General features: G+C 61.3%; 18 protein-coding genes. 9 read left to right on the top strand and 9 right to left on the bottom strand.

What is annotated here, in order from left to right; all coding sequences use genetic code 11:
• Positions 1-16: 16 nt before the first annotated feature.
• Together RI444_RS21175 and RI444_RS21170 are read right to left on the bottom strand one after the other, a co-directional pair.
• Positions 17-1,264, bottom strand: coding sequence for an FAD-binding protein (locus tag RI444_RS21175; protein WP_316963851.1), 1,248 nt, complete (start codon positions 1,262-1,264; stop codon positions 17-19).
• A gap of 150 nt (positions 1,265-1,414) precedes the next feature.
• A complete protein-coding gene (locus tag RI444_RS21170; protein ID WP_207605342.1) occupies positions 1,415-2,182 on the bottom strand; it encodes a FadR/GntR family transcriptional regulator in 768 nt (255 codons plus the stop codon).
• 116 nt (positions 2,183-2,298) lie between these two features.
• On the opposite strand from RI444_RS21170, the gene RI444_RS21165 reads away from it, so the two are divergent.
• From RI444_RS21165 to RI444_RS21135, 7 genes are all read left to right on the top strand, one after another.
• Positions 2,299-3,546 (top strand): amidohydrolase family protein, encoded by a 1,248-nt coding sequence (locus RI444_RS21165; RefSeq protein WP_207605343.1) that lies wholly within the window; start codon positions 2,299-2,301, stop codon positions 3,544-3,546.
• Entirely contained in the window at positions 3,546-3,929 is a 384-nt protein-coding gene (locus RI444_RS21160; protein ID WP_207605344.1) for a Rieske (2Fe-2S) protein, read from the top strand. The genes RI444_RS21165 and RI444_RS21160 overlap by 1 nt, the downstream gene beginning before the upstream one ends.
• Positions 3,930-3,931: 2 nt before the next feature.
• On the top strand, positions 3,932-5,065 hold the full coding sequence (locus RI444_RS21155) for an amidohydrolase family protein (RefSeq protein WP_207605345.1): 1,134 nt from the start codon (positions 3,932-3,934) through the stop codon (positions 5,063-5,065).
• Between the two features lie 2 nt (positions 5,066-5,067).
• Entirely contained in the window at positions 5,068-6,048 is a 981-nt protein-coding gene (locus tag RI444_RS21150; protein WP_207605346.1) for a PDR/VanB family oxidoreductase, read from the top strand.
• Between the two features lie 117 nt (positions 6,049-6,165).
• Positions 6,166-7,632 (top strand): MFS transporter, encoded by a 1,467-nt coding sequence (locus tag RI444_RS21145; RefSeq protein ID WP_207605347.1) that lies wholly within the window; start codon positions 6,166-6,168, stop codon positions 7,630-7,632.
• Positions 7,622-8,380 (top strand): HpcH/HpaI aldolase family protein, encoded by a 759-nt coding sequence (locus RI444_RS21140; RefSeq protein ID WP_207605348.1) that lies wholly within the window; start codon positions 7,622-7,624, stop codon positions 8,378-8,380. Before RI444_RS21145 ends, RI444_RS21140 begins: the two co-directional genes overlap by 11 nt.
• Before the next feature lie 17 nt (positions 8,381-8,397).
• Entirely contained in the window at positions 8,398-8,865 is a 468-nt protein-coding gene (locus RI444_RS21135; protein ID WP_207605349.1) for a nuclear transport factor 2 family protein, read from the top strand.
• 1,584 nt (positions 8,866-10,449) lie between these two features.
• Here RI444_RS21135 and RI444_RS21130 read toward each other — a convergent pair.
• The 4 genes from RI444_RS21130 to RI444_RS21115 form a co-directional block, all read right to left on the bottom strand.
• Positions 10,450-11,808, bottom strand: a complete 1,359-nt coding sequence (locus tag RI444_RS21130) for an MFS transporter (protein WP_207605350.1) — start codon at positions 11,806-11,808, stop codon at positions 10,450-10,452.
• Between the two features lie 803 nt (positions 11,809-12,611).
• Positions 12,612-13,580: an alpha/beta hydrolase fold domain-containing protein gene (locus tag RI444_RS21125; protein WP_207605351.1), complete on the bottom strand. Its 969-nt coding sequence runs from the start codon at positions 13,578-13,580 to the stop codon at positions 12,612-12,614.
• Positions 13,581-13,651: 71 nt separating this feature from the next.
• Positions 13,652-14,260 (bottom strand): NAD(P)-dependent oxidoreductase, encoded by a 609-nt coding sequence (locus RI444_RS21120; protein WP_207605352.1) that lies wholly within the window; start codon positions 14,258-14,260, stop codon positions 13,652-13,654.
• On the bottom strand, positions 14,247-15,722 hold the full coding sequence (locus tag RI444_RS21115; RefSeq protein WP_207605353.1) for an MFS transporter: 1,476 nt from the start codon (positions 15,720-15,722) through the stop codon (positions 14,247-14,249). The genes RI444_RS21120 and RI444_RS21115 overlap by 14 nt, the downstream gene beginning before the upstream one ends.
• A gap of 406 nt (positions 15,723-16,128) precedes the next feature.
• Between RI444_RS21115 and RI444_RS21110 the strand changes: the two genes are divergently transcribed.
• Entirely contained in the window at positions 16,129-16,719 is a 591-nt protein-coding gene (locus RI444_RS21110) for a TetR/AcrR family transcriptional regulator (RefSeq protein WP_207605354.1), read from the top strand.
• A 148-nt stretch (positions 16,720-16,867) separates the two neighbouring features.
• Complete coding sequence (locus tag RI444_RS21105) at positions 16,868-16,990, top strand: hypothetical protein (RefSeq protein WP_276514968.1); 123 nt, start codon at positions 16,868-16,870, stop codon at positions 16,988-16,990.
• Between the two features lie 539 nt (positions 16,991-17,529).
• Here RI444_RS21105 and RI444_RS21100 read toward each other — a convergent pair.
• The 3 genes from RI444_RS21100 to RI444_RS21090 form a co-directional block, all read right to left on the bottom strand.
• Complete coding sequence (locus tag RI444_RS21100) at positions 17,530-18,174, bottom strand: NADPH-dependent F420 reductase (RefSeq protein ID WP_031217239.1); 645 nt, start codon at positions 18,172-18,174, stop codon at positions 17,530-17,532.
• A gap of 74 nt (positions 18,175-18,248) precedes the next feature.
• A complete protein-coding gene (locus RI444_RS21095; protein ID WP_021474509.1) occupies positions 18,249-18,680 on the bottom strand; it encodes a DoxX family protein in 432 nt (143 codons plus the stop codon).
• A gap of 164 nt (positions 18,681-18,844) precedes the next feature.
• Entirely contained in the window at positions 18,845-19,330 is a 486-nt protein-coding gene (locus RI444_RS21090; RefSeq protein ID WP_192551631.1) for a flavin reductase family protein, read from the bottom strand.
• Between the last annotated feature and the right edge of the window lie 63 nt (positions 19,331-19,393).

The raw sequence follows: 19,393 nt of genomic DNA, 5'->3' as shown, positions 1-19,393 counted from the left end.
CCGGCCCCGCGGGAATTTATCCGAATAGGGGCCGCAGGTGGTCGTTGAGGAAGATGCCGTTTGAATCCTGCTCACGTCGGAGTGCGACGTAGTCGTCAAACTTGGGATAGGCGCTCTGAATCTGCTCGCGGGTCATGAGATGGAGCTTGCCCCAGTGGGCCCGGGGTGCAAACGGCAGCAGCGTGTTATGCACGGCGCGCAGAAAAGGCCAGTAGTCGGTGCCCGGCATTCCAGCTACCGAGATCGTGGCTGATTTCCGCTGGTAGAACGGCGACATCCATGAGTCGTCGGCTTCTATTACCCGCATGAAGATCGGGTGGTTCTGCTCTGGGTGGGCCTCGCTCTGGCGCTGAACAAGGGCCACTGCTTCGAGGACGTCCTCGTACGGAACGGCGTATTCGAGTTCGTAGAACAATTTGGCGCCCTCGCCGATGGGCGCCGACAGCACGCGGTATGCGGGGCCCCGACGGGCACCAAGCACATCGGACCATTCTTTCTCTGGAATCTGGTCAATCTCGTTGGCCTGGAAGTAGACAGTCCGGTTCGCCATACTCTCGCCGTCAGGAGACGGAAGGCTGTATTCCTGAGCTGAGGTGTCGCTTTTGAGCCACATCAGGCCGTGATTACGGTTATTCGCAACCTCGTTCTCCCACGCATTCGCTGCGACATCCCAGTGCGGGAACTGGAACTTTTCTTCCAGGAAAAAGCGCGGGACGACCTTGAGCTCAACTTCAAGGAACACGCCCATGAGTCCGAGGCCGGTTTGAACGCCGTGGAGGCGGGGGTCATCTTCACCGATCTCGATGATCTCGCCGCGGCCGTCGACCAGACGCACCCAGGTCAGCATCGAGGAGAATCCGCGAAGGCCCCTGCCCGTTCCGTGCGTAGAGGTGTTCAAAGCACCAGCAATTGCTTGTTCCCAAATGATGCCCTGGTTGCTCAGCGACCAGCCGCGCTCCCACAATTCCGCCGCGAGGTTTTTGATCGTTGTACCCGCCCGGACCCGAACGCGCTGCTTCGTCTCGTCAATGGAAGTGATGCCCGTGAGCTTGTCGAGGTGCAGCAGAACGCCCTGCGTTGTCACCAGCGGAGAGAAGGAGAGGCTACTGCCCGCCGTGCGCAGGGTGAGGTTCTCGCGCACTGCCACTCGGACGGCATCGGCCACTCCGGTCTCGGAATCAGGGTAAAAAGTCAACGCCGGGTTCGAAGTGAAGTTTTGGGCCCAGTTGGACCACGCTTCGTTTTCCTTTGGCTGGTCAGACATGATCGTCAACTCTGCCGGGTTGCTCACCATCGTCATCGTTGGAGGCTCCTATTTTTGTTTAGAGGAGCCGAGTATCAAGGCTCCGTAGCCGAACAGCCCGTGCGGACTGCATGGACAACATTGGCACTAGCTGACGAGCGTTATGGTGTCCTATTTATCGGGTAGCAGGATGCTGGCCGCCCGGGCCTTCAAACGTTCGACAGGGTCCGGTTCCCCGTATAGGTCCCGCGCCAACGCCATCGCTTCGTCGAGCTCGCGCAGGGCGCGGTCTGCGTCCTTTGCGATTAGTGCCGCTGCTACGGCGCAGTGCCGCTCGTAGATCGTGTTGTCTTCCAACTGGATCTGCCCCGTATCCCGGTTTCGGCGGTAAGCGGCGAACGTGAGCGACTCCAGGACGTGGACGAACAACTCAAGTGCCGGGTTGCCGGTCAGCGCTGCGAGGATGGTGTGGAATCCGCGGAAGGCTGTGTGTTTTCGTTCGAAGAATTCGTCTGGTGCCTTGGCGAGGGTCCCTTCCCATTCCAGGAACTGTTCCAGGGTGCGGGCGTTGTCATTGTTCATGCGGTCGATGATCAGCGGCACCATCGACAGTTCGAGCGCACGACGCGCCTCAAAGGTGTGATTCGTCCGAACCCCGCGGAACCGGAGGTAAGGAATGGCCGCTTCAACAACCGCATCTGTTGAGGGTTGAGAAACCACCACCCCACCTCCCCGTCCGCGCCGGGTTTCAACCACGCCTTGCTGCTCAAGCATCCTGAGAGCCTCCCGCAACACCCCTCTGCTCACAGTGAAGCGGGCCATCAGGTCCGGCTCGGTTCCCAAACGCAACCCAATCGGCCAGCCCTCATTGCTGATCCAGTTCTGGATCCTGTCGGCTGTCACTGCGCCGGCCTTGTCGAATTCACCCGTTCCGATCATCTCTGACCTCCTAAATAGGACGTTATTTATGACCAGTATCACGCGTAGATTCATCAACTACAACGGCCCGAGTGGCTGGAAATAGGCTCCTATTTGACGGACAAGGAGGTTCCTCAATGACGAAAGAAACGAGCGACCTGAAGATCGGCGACCAGAAGCGCGTCGCCACGATCGACGCGGACACGCACCCGGACGTCCCCATGCACGAGATGATCGATTACATCCCGGAGCCGTGGCGGTCCAGGTACTACACCAACAGGGCCGCGGACGTGGAGAATGCCCGCCTTTTCTACGCGTCCCCGACCCCTGCACGGACTGACGCCCTGGTCACGGGCATGCGTCCTGGTGAAGACAAGCAGCTTTACGCCGAGCAGGTCTTCCAGGAATCCAGCACTGACTACGCGATGCTCCTTCCCCTGACCCGAGCAAAGTGGTGGGACGCCGAATGGGAAACTGCCCGCTGCACTGGCATCAATGAGTACATTGCTGCCGACTGGCTGGGGTCTGCGAACAACTCGCACGGCCGCTACCGCGCAGGTATCCGCATCTCACCCGGTGACCCGGCCGGAGCGATCGCCGAGATGAACAAATGGGTCGGGCACGGGTTTTTTCCCCAGGTTCAGTTCGCACCGGAGGCGCTCGTGCATCCCATCGGGCATCCGCTTTACCGCCCGGTCCTGCGGGAGGCTGCCCGCCTCGGTCTGCCCATCGCGATGCACATCACGCGCGAAGGCTCGATGCAGTCGATGACCCCCGTCGGTTACAGCTCCTACCACATCGAAGTCATGGGCTCGTGGTCGCACTATTACGTCAACCACCTCGCCAGCCTCATCTTCGACGGTGTCTTCGACGAGCTTCCCGACCTGCGTGTGGTCTTCGTCGAGGGCGGCTTCAGTTGGCTCACACCGGCAATGTGGCGGTTCGACCGCTACTGGCAGGAGCTCGGCGCTGAGGTTCCCAACGTCAAGCGCCGCCCCAGCGACTCCATCCGCCAACAGATTCGGATCACCACCCAACCGTTCGAGGAGCCGAAGAACCCCCGGGACGTAATCAAGCTGATCGAAGCCGGCGGACTACAGGACATGCTGATGTTCTCGAGCGACTACCCACACTGGGACTACGACGACCCGCGCTTCATTGCCGGACGCCTCCCGGCCAGCTGGCGGGACAAGGTCCTGTTCGAGAACGCCCGTGAACTGTACAACCTGCCGGAGTTCCGACCCGTCGACGAACTCGACCTCACCGCCGACCCCATGACGCGGTACAGCCACGGCGTGAATCAAAACAAGGTCGACAACTCGGGGCACGTCATCTCCCAGGTCAACACGCTCCAGGTCATGCACGAATTTGTGGGGTCCGACTGATGTCAGCAAATAACTCCACAACAGTCGGCTCGCGCACTGTCGTTGCCAAGATCGAAGACTTTCTGCCCGGGTCAATGGTCGTCGTGCCCGCCGGCAAGTTCGGCGTCGGTGTCTACAACATCGACGGCAAGCTGTCGGCAATCGCCAATTACTGCCCGCACCGGGGCGGTCCGATGTGTGTCGGGCAGCTCACCGGTGAAACGACGGCAGGGGAGGAGCCCTACTCGTCAAAATTCTCGCGCGAAAACGAGTTCATCAAGTGCCCCTGGCACGGGTGGGAGTTTGAGCTCGAATCCGGGCAAGCCGCCGCCGCGAAAGTAAAGGTCCGAAGCTACGAAGTGGTCGTCGAGGACGGCTACGTGATTCTGCTTGGAGTTGCATAATAATGTCCGAAAACGCACCCATCATCGACACTTGCGTGACACCCTTCTGGCGCTCCGAGGTCGAGCCGCATCTGTGGATGTCCGAGCCCTGGGCAAGTAAGCGACACATGCCCGGTGTGCTTCGTCAGATGTACACCGCGCCTACCGGTATCGCACCCTATGGGGAATACCTTGAGGAGGCTCGTCCGGAAGACGACGCGTCAGCGCTTCCCGGGTCTAGTCCTGCCAAGATTCTGGCGAAACTGGACCGGGACAACGCCCGCGTCGGCGTGCTGTCTCCCCTTACCCGTGGTCCGCAACCGGACATCGACATGGCCACCGAACTGTGCGCCGCCACCAACCAATGGCTTGCGAAATCCTGGCTGGACGCGCCCGAGTCCGCGGATCGGTTCCTGGGCACCATCCGCGTCAACCCAACAGACCCCGATAAGGCGGTCGCAGAAATCGAGAAGTGGGCAGACCATCCACGTATGGTGCAGGTCGGGGTTCCGCTGGACGCGTGGCGCCCCTACGGCCATCGCAACTACTTTCCGATCTGGAAGGCTGCTGCGGAACTGAAGCTTCCCGTTGTCATACATGCGGACGGCGGGGCGGCGGCGAATTACAAGCCGACCATGGCCGGCTATCCCACCAAGCACATCGAGTACACTTCCCAGGAGAACATCTCCGGCCTGTACCACCTGGCCAGTTTCATCCTAGAAGGAGTCGTTGACCGCCTTCCGGACCTCCGCGTCGTCTTCGGGGACGGTGCATTCGACCTGCTTATGCCGTTCCTGTGGCGGATGGACGGGGACTGGGGGATCTCCCGGCATGAAACCCCCTGGGTCAGCGACATGCCGTCCGAACACCTGGACCATTTCCGCTTCCGCACAAGCCGTTTCGAAGCCCCAACAGACCAGGCATCAGAGAAGGCATGGCTGGAAGTCAGCCGGGCTGAAGAGCTCCTCATCTACGGCAGTAACTACCCACACTGGTCCTCGATGAGCCCGGCTGATCTGCCCAGCGGGCTCTCCAGCGAGGGCCGGGAGCGGATCCTGTCCCGGAATGCCGCCGATCTCTACGAGCCTCGGCTCCGTGCGCTCGGGAACACCGCAGCCCTGAACGCCATCGGCGCTCAGGCAATCACCGGAAGCTAACCATGAGCATCTCAACATCCAGCACGGCAACGTCACTCGAAACCGAGATCGATGCCACGATCACCATGAAACAGGCTGCCGCCGATGGCGTCGCCGAAATCAGGTTGTCGGCAACGGACGGCTCGCTGCTGCCCGAGTGGACTCCAGGCGCCCACGTCGACTTCATCCTTAGATCCGGATTAGTGCGACAGTACTCGCTCGCCGGCGACCCTGACGACCACAGCCAATATCGGTTCGGCGTCCTGCTCGACCCGAACAGTCGCGGAGGCTCCCTGGAGGTTCACGGCTCACTGTCGGCCGGTGGAGAGATACGCATCCGCGGGCCCAGGAACAACTTCACCTTCCGCAACTCGGAAACTTATGTGTTCGTGGCCGGCGGCATCGGCATCACTCCTCTACTGCCGATGATCCGTGCCGCCGAAGCGAACGGTGCCAACTGGTCACTCTGGTATGGGGGCCGTACCCGCTCATCAATGGCGTTTCTTGAGGAGCTGCTGGCATATGGCGAGAGGGTCAACATTTATCCCGAGGACGAGAGAGGATTCATTCCGCTCAAGAACGTCATGGCCGAGAGCGGTGAGGCACTCGTATATACCTGCGGACCCGAGCCATTGTTAAATGCCGTAGTGGGGGCCTTCGACGCCGTGGGCAAGCCAGCCCGTGACCTGCACCTGGAACGCTTCGTTGCGCGCGATGTCAGTGACAGTCGACCAACAGGGACTTTCGAGATTGAGCTGGTTGAAAGCGAACTTGTGCTCACCGTTCCGGAAGATCAGACGATCGTCGATGTCGCCCGCGAGGCCGGCGTGCTGGTCTTTACCTCATGTGAGGAAGGGATGTGCGGCACGTGCGAAACGCGCGTAGTCAGTGGCACACCCGTGCACCTTGACTCGGCAAAGTCTCCCGAGCAGCACGATGAAGACCGCACGATGGCTATTTGTGTATCCCGATGTGCATCGGGTCGGCTTGTCCTCGACCTCTGAACGATCCCCGTGAAAGGTGGAGGGCTGCAGCTCGGTCCTTCACCTTTCACGGCTCCTCCCCTCAGACGTGGACAGCAGCCCATGTCTACATCGTTTCGCAGACAAAGGAGTCAAAGAATGAGCGAAACTCGCGCGTGGACACATGTCAGCGCTCCCGTGCTGATCGGTCTGTTGATGCTGGCGGAGATGAATCACGCGTTCGAGCAGAACATGATTCAGCTCGCCCTGCCGCACCTCTATGCCGACTTCGGCGATCCCGTCACTGTCGGATGGTCGATAACCGGATATGCTCTGGTCGCAGCGGCTACCGCCGCGACCGCGGGCAGGCTCGGAGACGTGTTGGGACGAAAGCGTGTGCTGATCGCCGCTTTGCTTCTCGGCACCGCGGGATCAATGGTTGCTCTCCTCTGGCCCACTCTCCCCGGCATCATTCTGGGCCGAGCGATCCAGGGAACCACCGGGGCCATCCTCGGGCTCGCCTTCGGCATCGCCCGCGAGCGGCTCGGTGATCGCAACCTGCCCATGGTGCTGTCTTTGCTCTCGGGTACAGCCCTCATCGGCGGGCCCATAGGCCAGTTTGTAGCCGGCCTCCTCATCGATGGGGTCGGGTGGCGGGCGATCTTCGCCTTCAGCGCCGGCCTCGCGGCACTAACCGTGATCCTCGTATTGATTCTGCTCCCTGCGAGCCCGGCCTCAGGCAAACTCCGCGACGTCGACTTGGGCAGCGGGTTGATCTTTGCCGCCGCCGTCGCCGCCATTCTCCTGGGAATCACCCTCCTCGGTAAGGCCAACGGAGCAGTAGTCATCGCACTCATCATGGCAGGTGCCGTTGCCCTCGCCGCATTCGTCGTTCTTTCGCTTCGTAGCCCGCACCCGGCAGTCGACTTCCGTACTTTTAAGGACGGCCGGGTAGCCGTCGCCCACACTATGATGCTGGTGATGGCTTTCGGCGTGCTGGCCTTCTGGCTTGTCCTCGTGGTCGCCTTACAGTCACCGCCGGGTGCAGGACTTGGTATGGGTCTCGGCGCAGCCGCAACCGCCGCAGTCATGGGTGCCGCCAGCGTTCTCGGCGGTGCCCTTGCCAGCCCGCTGTCCTCAATCCTTACTCGGAGGTTCGGCGTCCCCACGGCGCTCGGCACAGGAAGCTTTTTCGTCCTGGCAGGAGCTCTGATTCTGCTGCTGTCACCCGTGGTCTCACCCCTCCTACTGGCGGTCGGAGGCGGAATCGCGATTATCGGATCAGGCTTCCTCTATGCCGCAATCCCAATCCTGCTGATGACCGGCGTCCCGGTCGAACGCACAAGCGAAGCCGGCAACGTCAACCAGGTGATGAAGTCCGTCGGGCTCGCCGCCGGGCCCCTCATGTTCTCAGCAATCCTTGCCTCACAGACTGTCACCCTGGGGGACAAAACACTGGCTGCCCCAGGGGCGTATGTCACCGGGTTCACCGTCCTCGCCGCAGCCGGCCTTATCCTGCTAGTTCTCACCGGCATTGCAGCTCGCGTGCTTCGGCACAACAAGACAGCTTCCACCGCAGCGGCGGCCAGACCGGATCACAGCGCAGAAGCTAATCATGTCCACTGACATCCCGCCCGGGAAGACCACCGACGGCTTCTGGGTCGCCAACGATGACATCGGAGTGCTGAGGGCCATCGAAGGCAGCACCGCAGACTTCGTCGGCATTGACTGCCAACATGGCATCGAGGACCATACCCTTCGTCGAATGCTAGAAGTACCCAGCAGCGTTCCCCGCTACGTTCGTGTGGCTGACTCAAGCCCACAGAAGATCGGATACGCCCTCGACCTTGGTGCGGACGGCATCATCGTCCCAATGGTCAACTCCGTGGAGCAGGCACAGATGATTGCTCGAGCAGCCCACTACCCTCCCCGGGGAGAACGAAGCTACGGGCCTGTTTCCACATGGCTTAGCCGCGACGTGTCCGAGCTCGACTCGAGAGTCACCATCCTCGCCATGATCGAGACCGAAAGCGGGCTACACAATGCCGAAGCGATCCTCAACGTCGACGGCATCGACGGCTGCTACGTAGGACCAGCCGACCTCGGTATCGCTCTGGGACACGGTGCAAACCAGTTCCCACCGTCCGAGCCGATGCGAGCCGCACTCAGCCTCATCGCCAGCGCCGCACAGCGGACGAGGAAAATTGCAGCCCTCCATGCGGGGGATGCAACGCTCGCCCACACCTTCCGCGAACTCGGATTCACCATGCTCACTCTTGCCAACGGGGAACGACTCGTTGCTGCAGGAATTGATCAGCAGCTGAAGGCTTCAGGCGCCGAAGCTCGCTTCGCCACAATGAACTCACCATACTGATGTCGAAAGATCCCTCCATGCCCCTGACCACTAAAAAATCCGACGTTCAGACCGTGCTCCAGCGATTCGAGCAGTTCTGGGAAGCCCTGCAATGGGACGCGCTGGCCAGTCTGTGGGCGCGATCTGCGGATACCACCTACATGGCCCCGGAATTGGACGACATTCTGTCAGGTTGGACTGCCATCGCAGGTCACCTGGCGCGCACTCGCTCCAGGATCGTCGACGCTTCCGTCTCCATCCCCAGATCCTGGATTCGTGAAATTGCGCCGGACACGATGCTCGCGATCTTCGTCGTGAAATGGCGCATTCGCAGCATCGAATCCGACCAACCGCGAGTCGCTGCTGCCCGCGTCACTGCGGTGGTCCAGCTTGACGACGATGGCCAATGGCGGTTTATCCACTACATGGAGGAGTCCTATTACCTCCCGGACGGTGCTGAGCCGCCCAATCTCCTCGATGACCTTGAAGCCCCTTTTACCTCCTAGCTCATCCGAGCGAACTCGTCCTTCTCCTTCAACAGGACGAGGTCGGCCTCAGCAAACCAGGAAGGACCCGTACCGCTCGGCGGTGCGGGTCCTTTTCTCGTATTTTCAGAGGGCAGAAGGCCTGTCCACTATGGGCTCCACTGACACGCGGTCCGTCGCATATCCGGACTGCTGGCGGTCGGCCGGGGGCTTGCCGCCGTGATGCAGAATTTCAGCCCCACCGGTGTAATAAATGCGTCGTGAACTGATGCGCTAATGAAGGATGCCGGATGACCTCCCTTTGGGATCGTCCTGAGGGTGGCAGTCCTTGGGACGGCGAATTGCTGCAGCTGGCCGCCCCTGGGCACCGCAGCAAGGTTCTGCCGGGATCCATCGTGCTGCCCGCGCCTCAGCATTGAGGCCAGCAATTATGCCGTTCATGCAATGGATACCTTGTTGGCGCAGGTAGGGGGCGAACTGTCGGTGACGATCGAAAAGTGAGCCATTGTGACGGCTTGGCGTCTAGCAGTCGTTGCAAACACGTTTAGGAGTTGCAATTGGCAGAGATGAAACGCCCACGAAATGGCTCATTTTTCGACCAGCGCTGGCACGAACAGTCTCAGGGCCATAGGGAAGAGGGGCAACACTTGGATCGCTATCGCGAGGAGGTTTGACACGGCAGGATCTCTCGTAGTGATCTCGCCCTCGCTGATGGGTTTCAGATCATGTGGTTTCAGGACCAAGTCGTTGCCGTGCGGGAAGTTGCAAGATGCATGCGCGATACGATCTGAGGCCCATCCGTCTTGGCTCAATCCGAGCCATCACGATGCAATAGGGATTTCCCGAATCACTGCCGGATCAGAACGGGTTCCGACTAGTTGCGGGCGGGACCGCGGGTTCGACCGACCGCAATAAACCTTTGCGTTCGAGCTAGATCTGGAAAGCTGGGCCGCCCCAGCTGAGCTCGCCCTGTCGTAACCTCGGTAACCGAGGACTCGCGCCCAGGGTCCAGTTCGCCCGTTCGACGTGGGCGTCGTCGTTTCCCGCGGCTCGCACGTGGCCACGCCGGCAGTTCAACAGGTGGCCCGGTCGAAAATCCACCCTTCTGCCAATGCGTTCCGCAACTCATAGGCGCCCACCGGCCCGCTCGACCAGTCCGGTCAGGACCCGACCCTTTTGCGCGTGTAGGCCTGCATTTTCCGAAGTGGGTCTCGCGGGCGGCTACTCGGTTGAATTCCAGGTTGGTATCTGCATGTGCCCGCCCTGAACTTCGGATGGCGAAGAAGTATTGCCTGCGTGCGGCCTGTCATAACAGCCGCATACGCCAGTGCTTCAACACGAGCACCTGCCTCGGAAGGTGCTCGTGTTGAAGCATCGCAACAGCGCGCGACGAGGCGTAAGAAGGCGTTCAGCCGAAGCGTTCGTCGTGGGCGGGTCAACGTGCGCAAATCACCGATCATTCGGACGAAGGGGTTCGGTTTGAGGCTCAATCCACGCAGATACTTACGACTTTCGCGGGGTTCTCAAAGAAGCGACGTATCGATCCGGCTTGTTTTAGAGATCTTCAGGTTTGCTCGGCGATCACGTGGCCATTCCTGTAGGAAGTCAGGTTGTGATTCGCTCCTCGATTGGCTCCGCGGCAGCTGTCTCCGCAAGGCGATTCAGGGCTCGCGGGCGTGTAGCCATGACCTGGAGGACCACCATAGCTGCCGCCGCTGCTGCGAAAAAGATGAAGTACATTGTGTAGCTGAGCGTGGCGTCGTAGATAAGACCACCGAGAGCTCCGACGACGGCGCCACCGAGTGCTGCGCTCACATTGATTGAAGCAAGAATGCTTCCGAACTCTTTCAGCCCAAACATCCGGGGGAGAATTATGGCGGCGTACATTCCCCCGAACTGCGTGATCGCGAGGCCCGCAGCGATGAAGATCGCTCCCCCCGTCCCGGACACGAATACCGCAATTGAACTGAAGACCATGACGCCCAAGCCGAAGAGAAGACCGGCGGAACTACCGCCGATACGGTCAGCCAGAGCACCATAGGCGAAGTTCCAGGCCATTGCAGCGAGGTTCTTCACGGAAAGAATAAGAGCGGCAGCGATGGCTGTAACGCCGCCAGCGGTCTCGAAAATTACGACCGCCTGTCCACCGAACCCCGTGGCCACACCGACGATCAAGAATACGGCGACGCTCACCAACCAGTACGAAGGGGTCCTCAATGCTTGCTTGAGTGTCATTCCTGCCGGTGATTCCGCTGATGGCATGCTGACCACAGAGTTGGAAGGCGCTTCCGCTCCTGTTACAGATGCCTCCCGGATGGCCTCCCGAACTTCGGCCGAGGAGGCATCAAGCCTCGTTCCCGGTGTGGGATCGTACGCGGTCAGTCCGTAGAATTCGGGTCGCTCAGGGATGAGCGCAAGAGCAGCAAACAGCATCACCGCAACACAAAGGAGCCCATGCACCAAGAGTGTCGGAGTGAAACCAGCCGACTCAATACCCCAGGCAATCGCCGGGGAGAGAGCAAGGGAAACCAGCGGGTAGGCGATGGAGGGATAGCTGATCTTCTTCCCAACACCGCGAACGAACCACCATATGATGACGGCCTGGGCTACGACGAATCCGCAGCCAGCCACACCCATCCCGAAGAGCAGGGCAGCGACATAGAGCAGCGGAAGCGAGGTCGAGAAAGCCATAAGGAGGAAGAAGGCCGCATAGCAGGAGATCCCGATCAGGAGAATTGAGCGGATTCTCATGCGTCGGAACATGGGCGCAAGGCTGAGGTTTGCGATTAAGCTGCCAATCGATGAGATAGAAAATAGCAAGATAATCTGGCCGACCGTTGCGCTGAACTGCACGGATAGCCCGCCGATGTAGTTCGAGAGCACGATGAAGGTGCCGAAGTTCATTGAAACTAGAAGGATGCACCCAATCAATGCGCGGTTGGCGCGGGTCTTTGCTTCTTTCATAACGATGCTCCCTTGGATCGCTAAAGTGTGAGGGCGTGGACGATTCCTGACAGACTCGTCAGAGCATGACGTAGCGATGCTGCTACACCATTTCAGCGTTAACAGAAAATAGGGTGCTATTTGTATAAATTAGCAACCCCCTTCTTCGACTGAGATTAGCCCCTGGGCTTGTGTAAAAGAGGCTCCTAATTTGAGGTGCGACCGCGTACCCCGACAAGTACGAGCGCGGCGAGGTACTGCGGTTTCACCGAACACGCCCTCGAACTCCTAGGGTCAACTCAGACTAAGAAAAGGGACTCTCCCTCGGTGCCGGCCCGGCGTTGAAGACTCATCGTTTCGTCACCTCCGCAATCCGATCACGAAGGGCTGCGACAGTCCCGGGCCTCTAGACGACTATCGGCTGACGGCTCGATGCAGGCGTGGCCAGCCTGACGGCGGCGGAGGGACGCAGTCTGTAGATCCGAACGATCCTCGTGCCGACCGTGGGGCGTCGGCGGCGATACCTTCTCAACCAGATCTTGGTTCGATGGGCGGGCGCCGGCCCTTCGCGCCACAAAACCACACCGGTCTGGACCTAGTTGGGGTGAGCCAACCGGGATCTTCTGGCGCCACTTTGCTCATCCCACGGGGCGCGGCGATGGTCCGCCTGCTGCGTTAACCGACGGATCGGCTTTGACGAACCAGGCCTGTTCGGTGATGTGCGAGGCCTGGTCTTCATCGGCAAGGAAAACAACGAATCTGGCAGTTTGTCCGTCCGGGTGAAGATCGGACCGGCACCCTTGAAGGTGTGCGGGGCCGCCGGGCTACTTGTCTCCTAGGTGGCGAGCCACCCAGGCAGTGCGTGCTGCGCGAGCTGCGCGAGAGACTGCGGCGTCCGGTGCCACGAAGTCGAAGCCGTGGATGCCTCCGGCCCAGACGTGGAGTTCTGTCTGCACGCCGGCCCCCCAGAGTGCGCTGGCGTAGGAGACGTCCTCGTCCCGAAACACTTCTGCGGATCCGCAGTCGATGTAGGTGGGCGGAAGTCCGGTCAGGTTTGTGGCCCGGGCCGGTGCGGCATAGATGGAGACGTTGTCTGTTCCGCTGCGGTCACCGAGCAGAGCCTTCCAACCCATACGGTTGCTCTTCCTGTCCCAGGGCGGCATGCCGTCGTACTGTTCGGAGGAGATGGTCCTATCGCGGTCGTCGATCATGGGGCCGATCAGCAGTTGGCCGGTCAGGTTCGGGCCGCTGCGGTCGCGTGCGAGCAGCGCCGTCCCGGCGGCAATTCCGGCTCCTGCGCTGGCTCCGATGATCATGATCCTGTCAGGGTCGATGCCGAGATCGGTTGCGTGCTCGGCCATCCATACGAGTGCGGAGTAGCTGTCCTCGACCGGGTACGGGTCGGGGAACTCCGGAGCGAGCCTGTATTCCACGGTTACCATCACCGCATCGTGCTCCACAATCCAAGGAAGTATTGGCGCCAGGCCGGTCGTCCGAGTGCCGGCCACCATCCCTCCCGCATGGACATGAAGGAAGCCCGGGCCGCGTCCGGCGTGATCAGACCTGGCGATGGTTGTGACGACGATTGGCCCTCCCTCGTAGCCGTCAATCGTGGTATCACGTTGCACGAGATTGTGCGCGGCGATTGTCTCCGGCATGACATCTGCCGGTGAGCCGGCGCGCATCATTGGGATCATTTCCTCGGTCATTGATGCCGGTAGTTTTTCAGCAAGAGCCGTGAGGACTTCCTGGAGAGCGGGGTCAACGGGGGGTCGGTCGGTGCGTTGGGACATGGTGTACTCCTGTTTTGGTTGGGGTTCCTGCAAGTCTGCGGATGACTGGCACGACGGCTCCGACAGTCGGATCAGAGACCGGAGCGCAGTGCGTCTATCAGGGAGGTGGTCGGGCGGCCGATCATTTCGCTCAGGGTGCGGTCAGAGGAGTCGAGGTACCCGGCTCCGATTGCAGCATCGATCGCGGCGAGGAGCTTCGCGGTCTTCGCGTCAAGTCCCATGGTGGAGAACTCGGCAATCAGTTGTTCCTCGGACAGCGCCCGGTACGTGACCTCGCGCTCCCAAATTTCCGCAGCTGCCGCTGCGAGATCTTCGTGGGTGAATGCCGTGTCGCCCGCGAGCTCAAGGGTTCGACCGAGATATGCGTCGTCGGTGATGGCAACGGCAGCGGCCTCAGCGAAGTCGGGGCGCGTTGCTGCGGCTATGCGCCCCCCGCCCGCTGCGGATGTAATGACGCCCGTCTCTTGTGCTCGGATGACGGGTCCGAGATAGAGCTCCGTGTAGGAGTTGTTCCGCAAAATCACGGCGGGAAGACCTGTAGCGGTGATGGCTCGCTCCGCAGCGGCGTGTATGGGAGCCAGCGGAAGCGTGCTCTCAGAGGCGCGGTAAACGCTGGTGTAGGCAAGTGCGCTGACCTCCGCCGCGGCTGCAGCCCGAATGACCGCATCATGCTGTGTCACTGAGGCAAGCGATGACGAGCCCGGCAGTGAATGCAGCCTGCGCTGCTGAAACCGCCTGCTCGAGAGTCAACGAACCCGTATGGCTGGATCCTGCTCCCAGGGAGTATGCGGAGATGAGCACTGCAGTTCCGACGGCGCCACCGAGCTGCTGGATGCTTCCAAATGCGGCGCTGCCGAAGGGATAAAGGGCTGGTGTGAGCGCCGACAGGGCGGCCGTCGTCAGTGGGGTCCACATCAATGCCTGCCCAACGAACATGATGATGTTCGCAGCCACAATGAATCCAGTTGTGGTTTCCGAGGTCACCTGCATCATCATGGCGAATGACGCGGCCACGATGAGCGCACCGGAGATAACAAGCGGACGAGGCCCGACACGGTCGTAGACCTGCCCTCCGATGGCCGAGACAATGGCTACAGTCACACCTCCGGGGATGAGGAGGAAACCGATGTTGAGCGGCTCGAGTCCGCGGATGCTGGTCAGGACCAGTGGGTAGATTACTCCGCTACCAAAACCGGTGAGGGTCAGTCCGAGCATCGCGGCGAGCGGAAGGACGAAGCCGCCGGCGCGGAAGATGCGGAGGTCGAGCAGCGGCTCACCACTGCGCTGCAAGATCGCCTGGCGAACGATGAATCCCGTTATCCCCAGGACCCCGACCGTGATCGGCACGAAGAGCGGAACCACAGGGTGGCCGCCGATCGACTCGCCCATAGTTGCCAAGCCGTAGATGAGAGCCCCGAATCCGACAACCGACAGCATGACGGAAAAAACGTCTACCTTGCCCGGTTCGGGGGTGGTGACGTTTTTTAGCTTTAGTACACCGAGCACGAGCACGAGCAGTGCCAGTGGAAGCATGCCGAAGAAGAGCCCCCGCCATCCAAGCTGGGATAGGACCAGGCCAGAAATACCCGGGGCTAGAGCCGGGCCGGCGGAGGTGATAACGACGACCATTGCCATGAACCGACCGCGGCGCTCCACGGGGACCAGTCGCATCGTGGTCGACATGAGTAGGGGGAGGAACACCGCGCTTCCGACGGCTTGGACGATCCGGCCGGTGAAAAGCAGGCCGAATCCGGGTGCGACGGCGCCGAGGGCAGTCCCAAGTATGAACAGCGACATCGATGTCAGGTAGATCGTCCGTAAGTGGAACGAGCGCATGATGTAGCCGGTGGTTGGTATCAGCACCGCCATCACCAGCAGGTAGCCGGTTGTAAGCCACTGAGCCGTGGACGCGGTTAGGCCTAGATCCGTGATGAGGGTCGGGATTGCGACTCCGAGCAGCATCTCGTTGGTAAGGACGATGAAGGCGGACGCCATCAGGATGCCTAGGACGAGCTTGTCCCCGCGGGAAAGGCCCGTCCTCGTGCGAACCTCCTCGCTAACCGGTGGAGCTGCAGCAGTCTCGGACGGGACGATGGGGTCCGGTTCCGAGCCCGGAACGGATGAGGTGACGCTTGTGGTCATGCGGGTGCTCGCTTCCTGAACGGGTTACCTTCCGCGCCGATCTCCTGGCCGGCTATAAACGGGGGGTGCCCCCATATATAAACGGAGTCATGCCCCGTTTAGCAAGTTACGTACATGCCGTACATGCCGCTTTCGCCGCCAGCGAAAGGATCATCGCTAATGCATGAGCCGGGCACTGCATGGCGGGGCATCTTAGAATGGCCACCGAGAGCGTCCGGCGTGCAGTCAGCAATTGCTTGGCCCGCCCCTGGGGTGGCTCTCGTGCCGCTCGCCCTACCGCGTACGCCTGCGGTTACAGGGCGTATAGTTTTGAGGTTGGTAGACGGCAGTGCTCCCGCGCGAGCAGGCTGTCGACGTACAGAATGCGCTCTAATAAGGTGTGCGGATTGGATGAGAGGCGAGCCCTGTGATTCATGCTGGCGGAGTGCAAAGCCGACGTCCCCGTGCTGATTCGGAGCGGAACCGTTCGGAGATCCTCAACCAAGCTGAGAAGCATTTCAGCAACCATGGGGTGAATGCCTCACTGGAAACAGTCGCGCGCAGCGCAGGGGTGGGTTCGGCCACCCTGTATCGTCACTTTCCCACGAGAGATGACCTGCTCGCCGAACTCCTGCAGGACCGTAACACTCGGCTCGATGGCGAACGCGCCCGCATTAAAACGCTCGCCGACAGCGGTGCCGCGCTCAACCTCTGGTTGGCGGCCCTCGAGAGCTACTTCGCTGCCTTTGACGGTCTTCCTGAGCCGTTGCGCAACGCGTTGCTGGAAGAACAAAATCCACTCGCGACGACCTGCTATGGATTTATTGAGTACACCGACGAGTTCTTGGCCGCCGCTCAGCGTGACGGCAAGGCATCCCCTTCGGTGCGTGGCCGCGACCTTTTCCTCGCCGCACTAGCGTTCAGCTGGGTCCGGGGGGCCGCCCTAGCTGATGATTCATCGCTCCATCATCTCCACGATCTGATCGCCGAGGGCTACACCGCCAACGGGGGCGGCTGACGCTTCGACGCACGGGACGCTTCTATCGACATCGAGTGGACCTTCGATCCCATGCATAGGTGGTCCTGTCGGGCCGGACGTGCTGGCCGAATTGTCGACGCGCCACAACACTCTGCCGCCAGAGGCAAGACCCTTCAAGCAGCAAAAGATGCCACAGCCAGTCAGCCCGGGGCCATGGACGGGAATCGCGTCCCTGGCGCTGTTTGGGCAGATCCCGAAAACTGCGGGACTGCTGCGGGCCGAGCTGACGGCAGATCTCAGCAAGGCCTAAGTGCAGCCCACAGGGGCTTTGAGCTGTGATGCCGTGACCGAGGCCGTCGCATGGGGATCATTAGGAGGCCGTTCACAGTGAACGAGCGAGTGCCCTAACGCCGATAATGGACGTTTCGTAAATCTAGGGATGCTGCCCGTACCAGCCCAATTCGCCCCTTTTCTGCCAGCAGGATTGACGTACCCAGCCAGAACCGGTGCGTGATACGGCAGCTCAACGCCCTAAGGGATCCCGCCGGGCCGTAAGCCGGAATGCCCCCAGCGCTGACTCCGCAAACTGGTGGCGTCCCAGCTCTCCGGCTCCCGTAACACCACCAAACACGAAGGCCCACAAAGATCCCGGCGGTCATGTCATTACTTCAGAAACTGCTGCCGAACTTGCCGACTGGATCATGAAACCGACCTAATCCCGGTGACTCTCGTCGTCGCAGCCTACCTTTCGACAACAAGGCCGCACCCCACTGTATGGGGCGCGGCCTGCGTTGATGCCTCGGTACTTCGACTAAGCGGCGGGGACCAGGACCGCGGCGGGGATCAGGACTACGCGGCGGGGACCAGCTTCAGGCCGGAGTTCCACTGGTACGCCGGGAGTTCGTCATTGGCGGAGAGCAGGATGTGGAGGAAGCCGGTCTGCTCGAGCTGCCGGGCACGGCGCTGGGGGCCGACGACCACCGGGTTGAGCCCGGCTCCGGCGGCGAAGTCGACGACGGTCTGGATTGCGGCCTCGTCATCTCCGGCGATCAGGACGTCAAGGACGTGTCCTGCTACGGCACCTTCACCGAGGGTCGCCGCGAACGTGGTGTTGAAGGCCTTGACGACGCTTGCGCCGGTGATTTTCTGGAGTTCTTCGGCAGCAGAGCTGTCTGCGGGCACTGCCAGGCCTTCGAAGGTTGCGAAGTCCACGGGGTTGGTGATGTCCACGTAGACCTTGCCGTTCAGGGCATCGCCGTAACGGTCAACAATGGCTTTGGCTGCGTCGAAGTAGACCGCCGGGATCACGAGGTTGCTGGTGAGCTCGTCGCCCACAACCCCGGTTGAGACCCGGCCGCCGAGTTCCGCAGCGAGAACCTGGGCCTTGGCCTTGTCTTCGTGTGCGAGCAGCTGGACGCTCTTGCCGGCGGCGATTGCCCGGGTTGCCAGGCCGCGGGCCATGTTGCCGGTTCCGATGATGGTGATATCAGTCATTTTCTTCTTCTTTCCAAAAAGGCGGGACAGGAAGTTCACGGGGATCATTTCGGTTGTGGAAGGGCCGGGCGGTATTAGACGAGGGCCTTAAACCTTGTCCGGCTGAACAGGGCGTAGTCACCCGACAACTTGGCCGGGCCAAAGAGCGCGATAGCGATTGCTGCCGCAGCCAGGACCAGGACCAGCTCATAGCCACCATCGGCCGCGAAGACGCCGGCCGGTGCGTGAACCAGGAACAGGGCTCCGAGCATGTCCACGGCGAGAAGTGCGGCGAACACGCGGGTCAGCACGCCCAGGATCAGGGCAATTCCACCGGCAAGTTCCAGGGTCGCCACGAGCGGAGCGACGATGTTTGCTGCGGGGACGCCCATTTCGGCGAAGGACGCCTGGGTGCCGGCAATGGTGAACTGGCTGAACTTCTGCCAGCCGTGGGCGGCAAAGACGAAGCCTGCGAGGACCCGCAGGACGGTCACTGCCGTGGTTGCGGCGGGGGAGAACTGATTCATGATGGTTACCGTTCGAACGAGGGGGAGCGACGTCCTGAGAGTCGGACTGTCGCTACGCATTAGTTGAAGCTACAACTAGCGTCGCACGCAATAAGTTGAAGTGTCAAGTAAACGCCACAGTAGATCTGCGCCAGCCTCGGCCCGCCTGCCGCCGTCGGGCTCTTCTACCCGACCCGCGCCTCCTCCGTCAGCCGGTAGAAACCGCGGTCACGGTAGACCAGCGGCGTACCTTGTCCAGGCTGACCCACAACCTCAAGCACCTCCGCCGCCAGCAGGATCGAGGCGCCTACCGGAACCCTGTGCGTGATCCTGCAGCGCAGCGCCCACAGGACTCCTCCCAAAAGAGGCTCCCCGGTCGGCAGCGTCGTCCAGTCCATGCCGGCGGTGAACCGCTCTGTGCCGGGCTTGGAAAACATCTTCACGAGGTCCACCTGGGAGGCAGCCATCATGTGGACCACCACCGTTTCAGCCTCGATCAGCTGCTCGGCGGAACGGCTGCCGGACAGGGAGAAGGAAAGCGCCGGCGGATCCGCGGAAACCGACGCGACAGAGGAGGCGGTCAGGCCCACCGGCCCGGAATGCCCGACGGCGGTCACTACAGTTACGCCGGCAGGGTGGGACCGGAAGGCGCTGCGGAAGAGGTCGGTCATCGTGGGATTTGAGTCTGCGGGGGCACTGGAGGGGGGCATGGGCCTGCGCTTTCGTAGCAGTCC

It is taken from the genome of Paenarthrobacter sp. AT5, from assembly GCF_032764245.1.
GTDB classification, from domain to species: Bacteria; Actinomycetota; Actinomycetes; order Actinomycetales; family Micrococcaceae; genus Arthrobacter; species Arthrobacter ureafaciens.
This window is presented reverse-complemented; position numbering and strand designations above follow the sequence as displayed.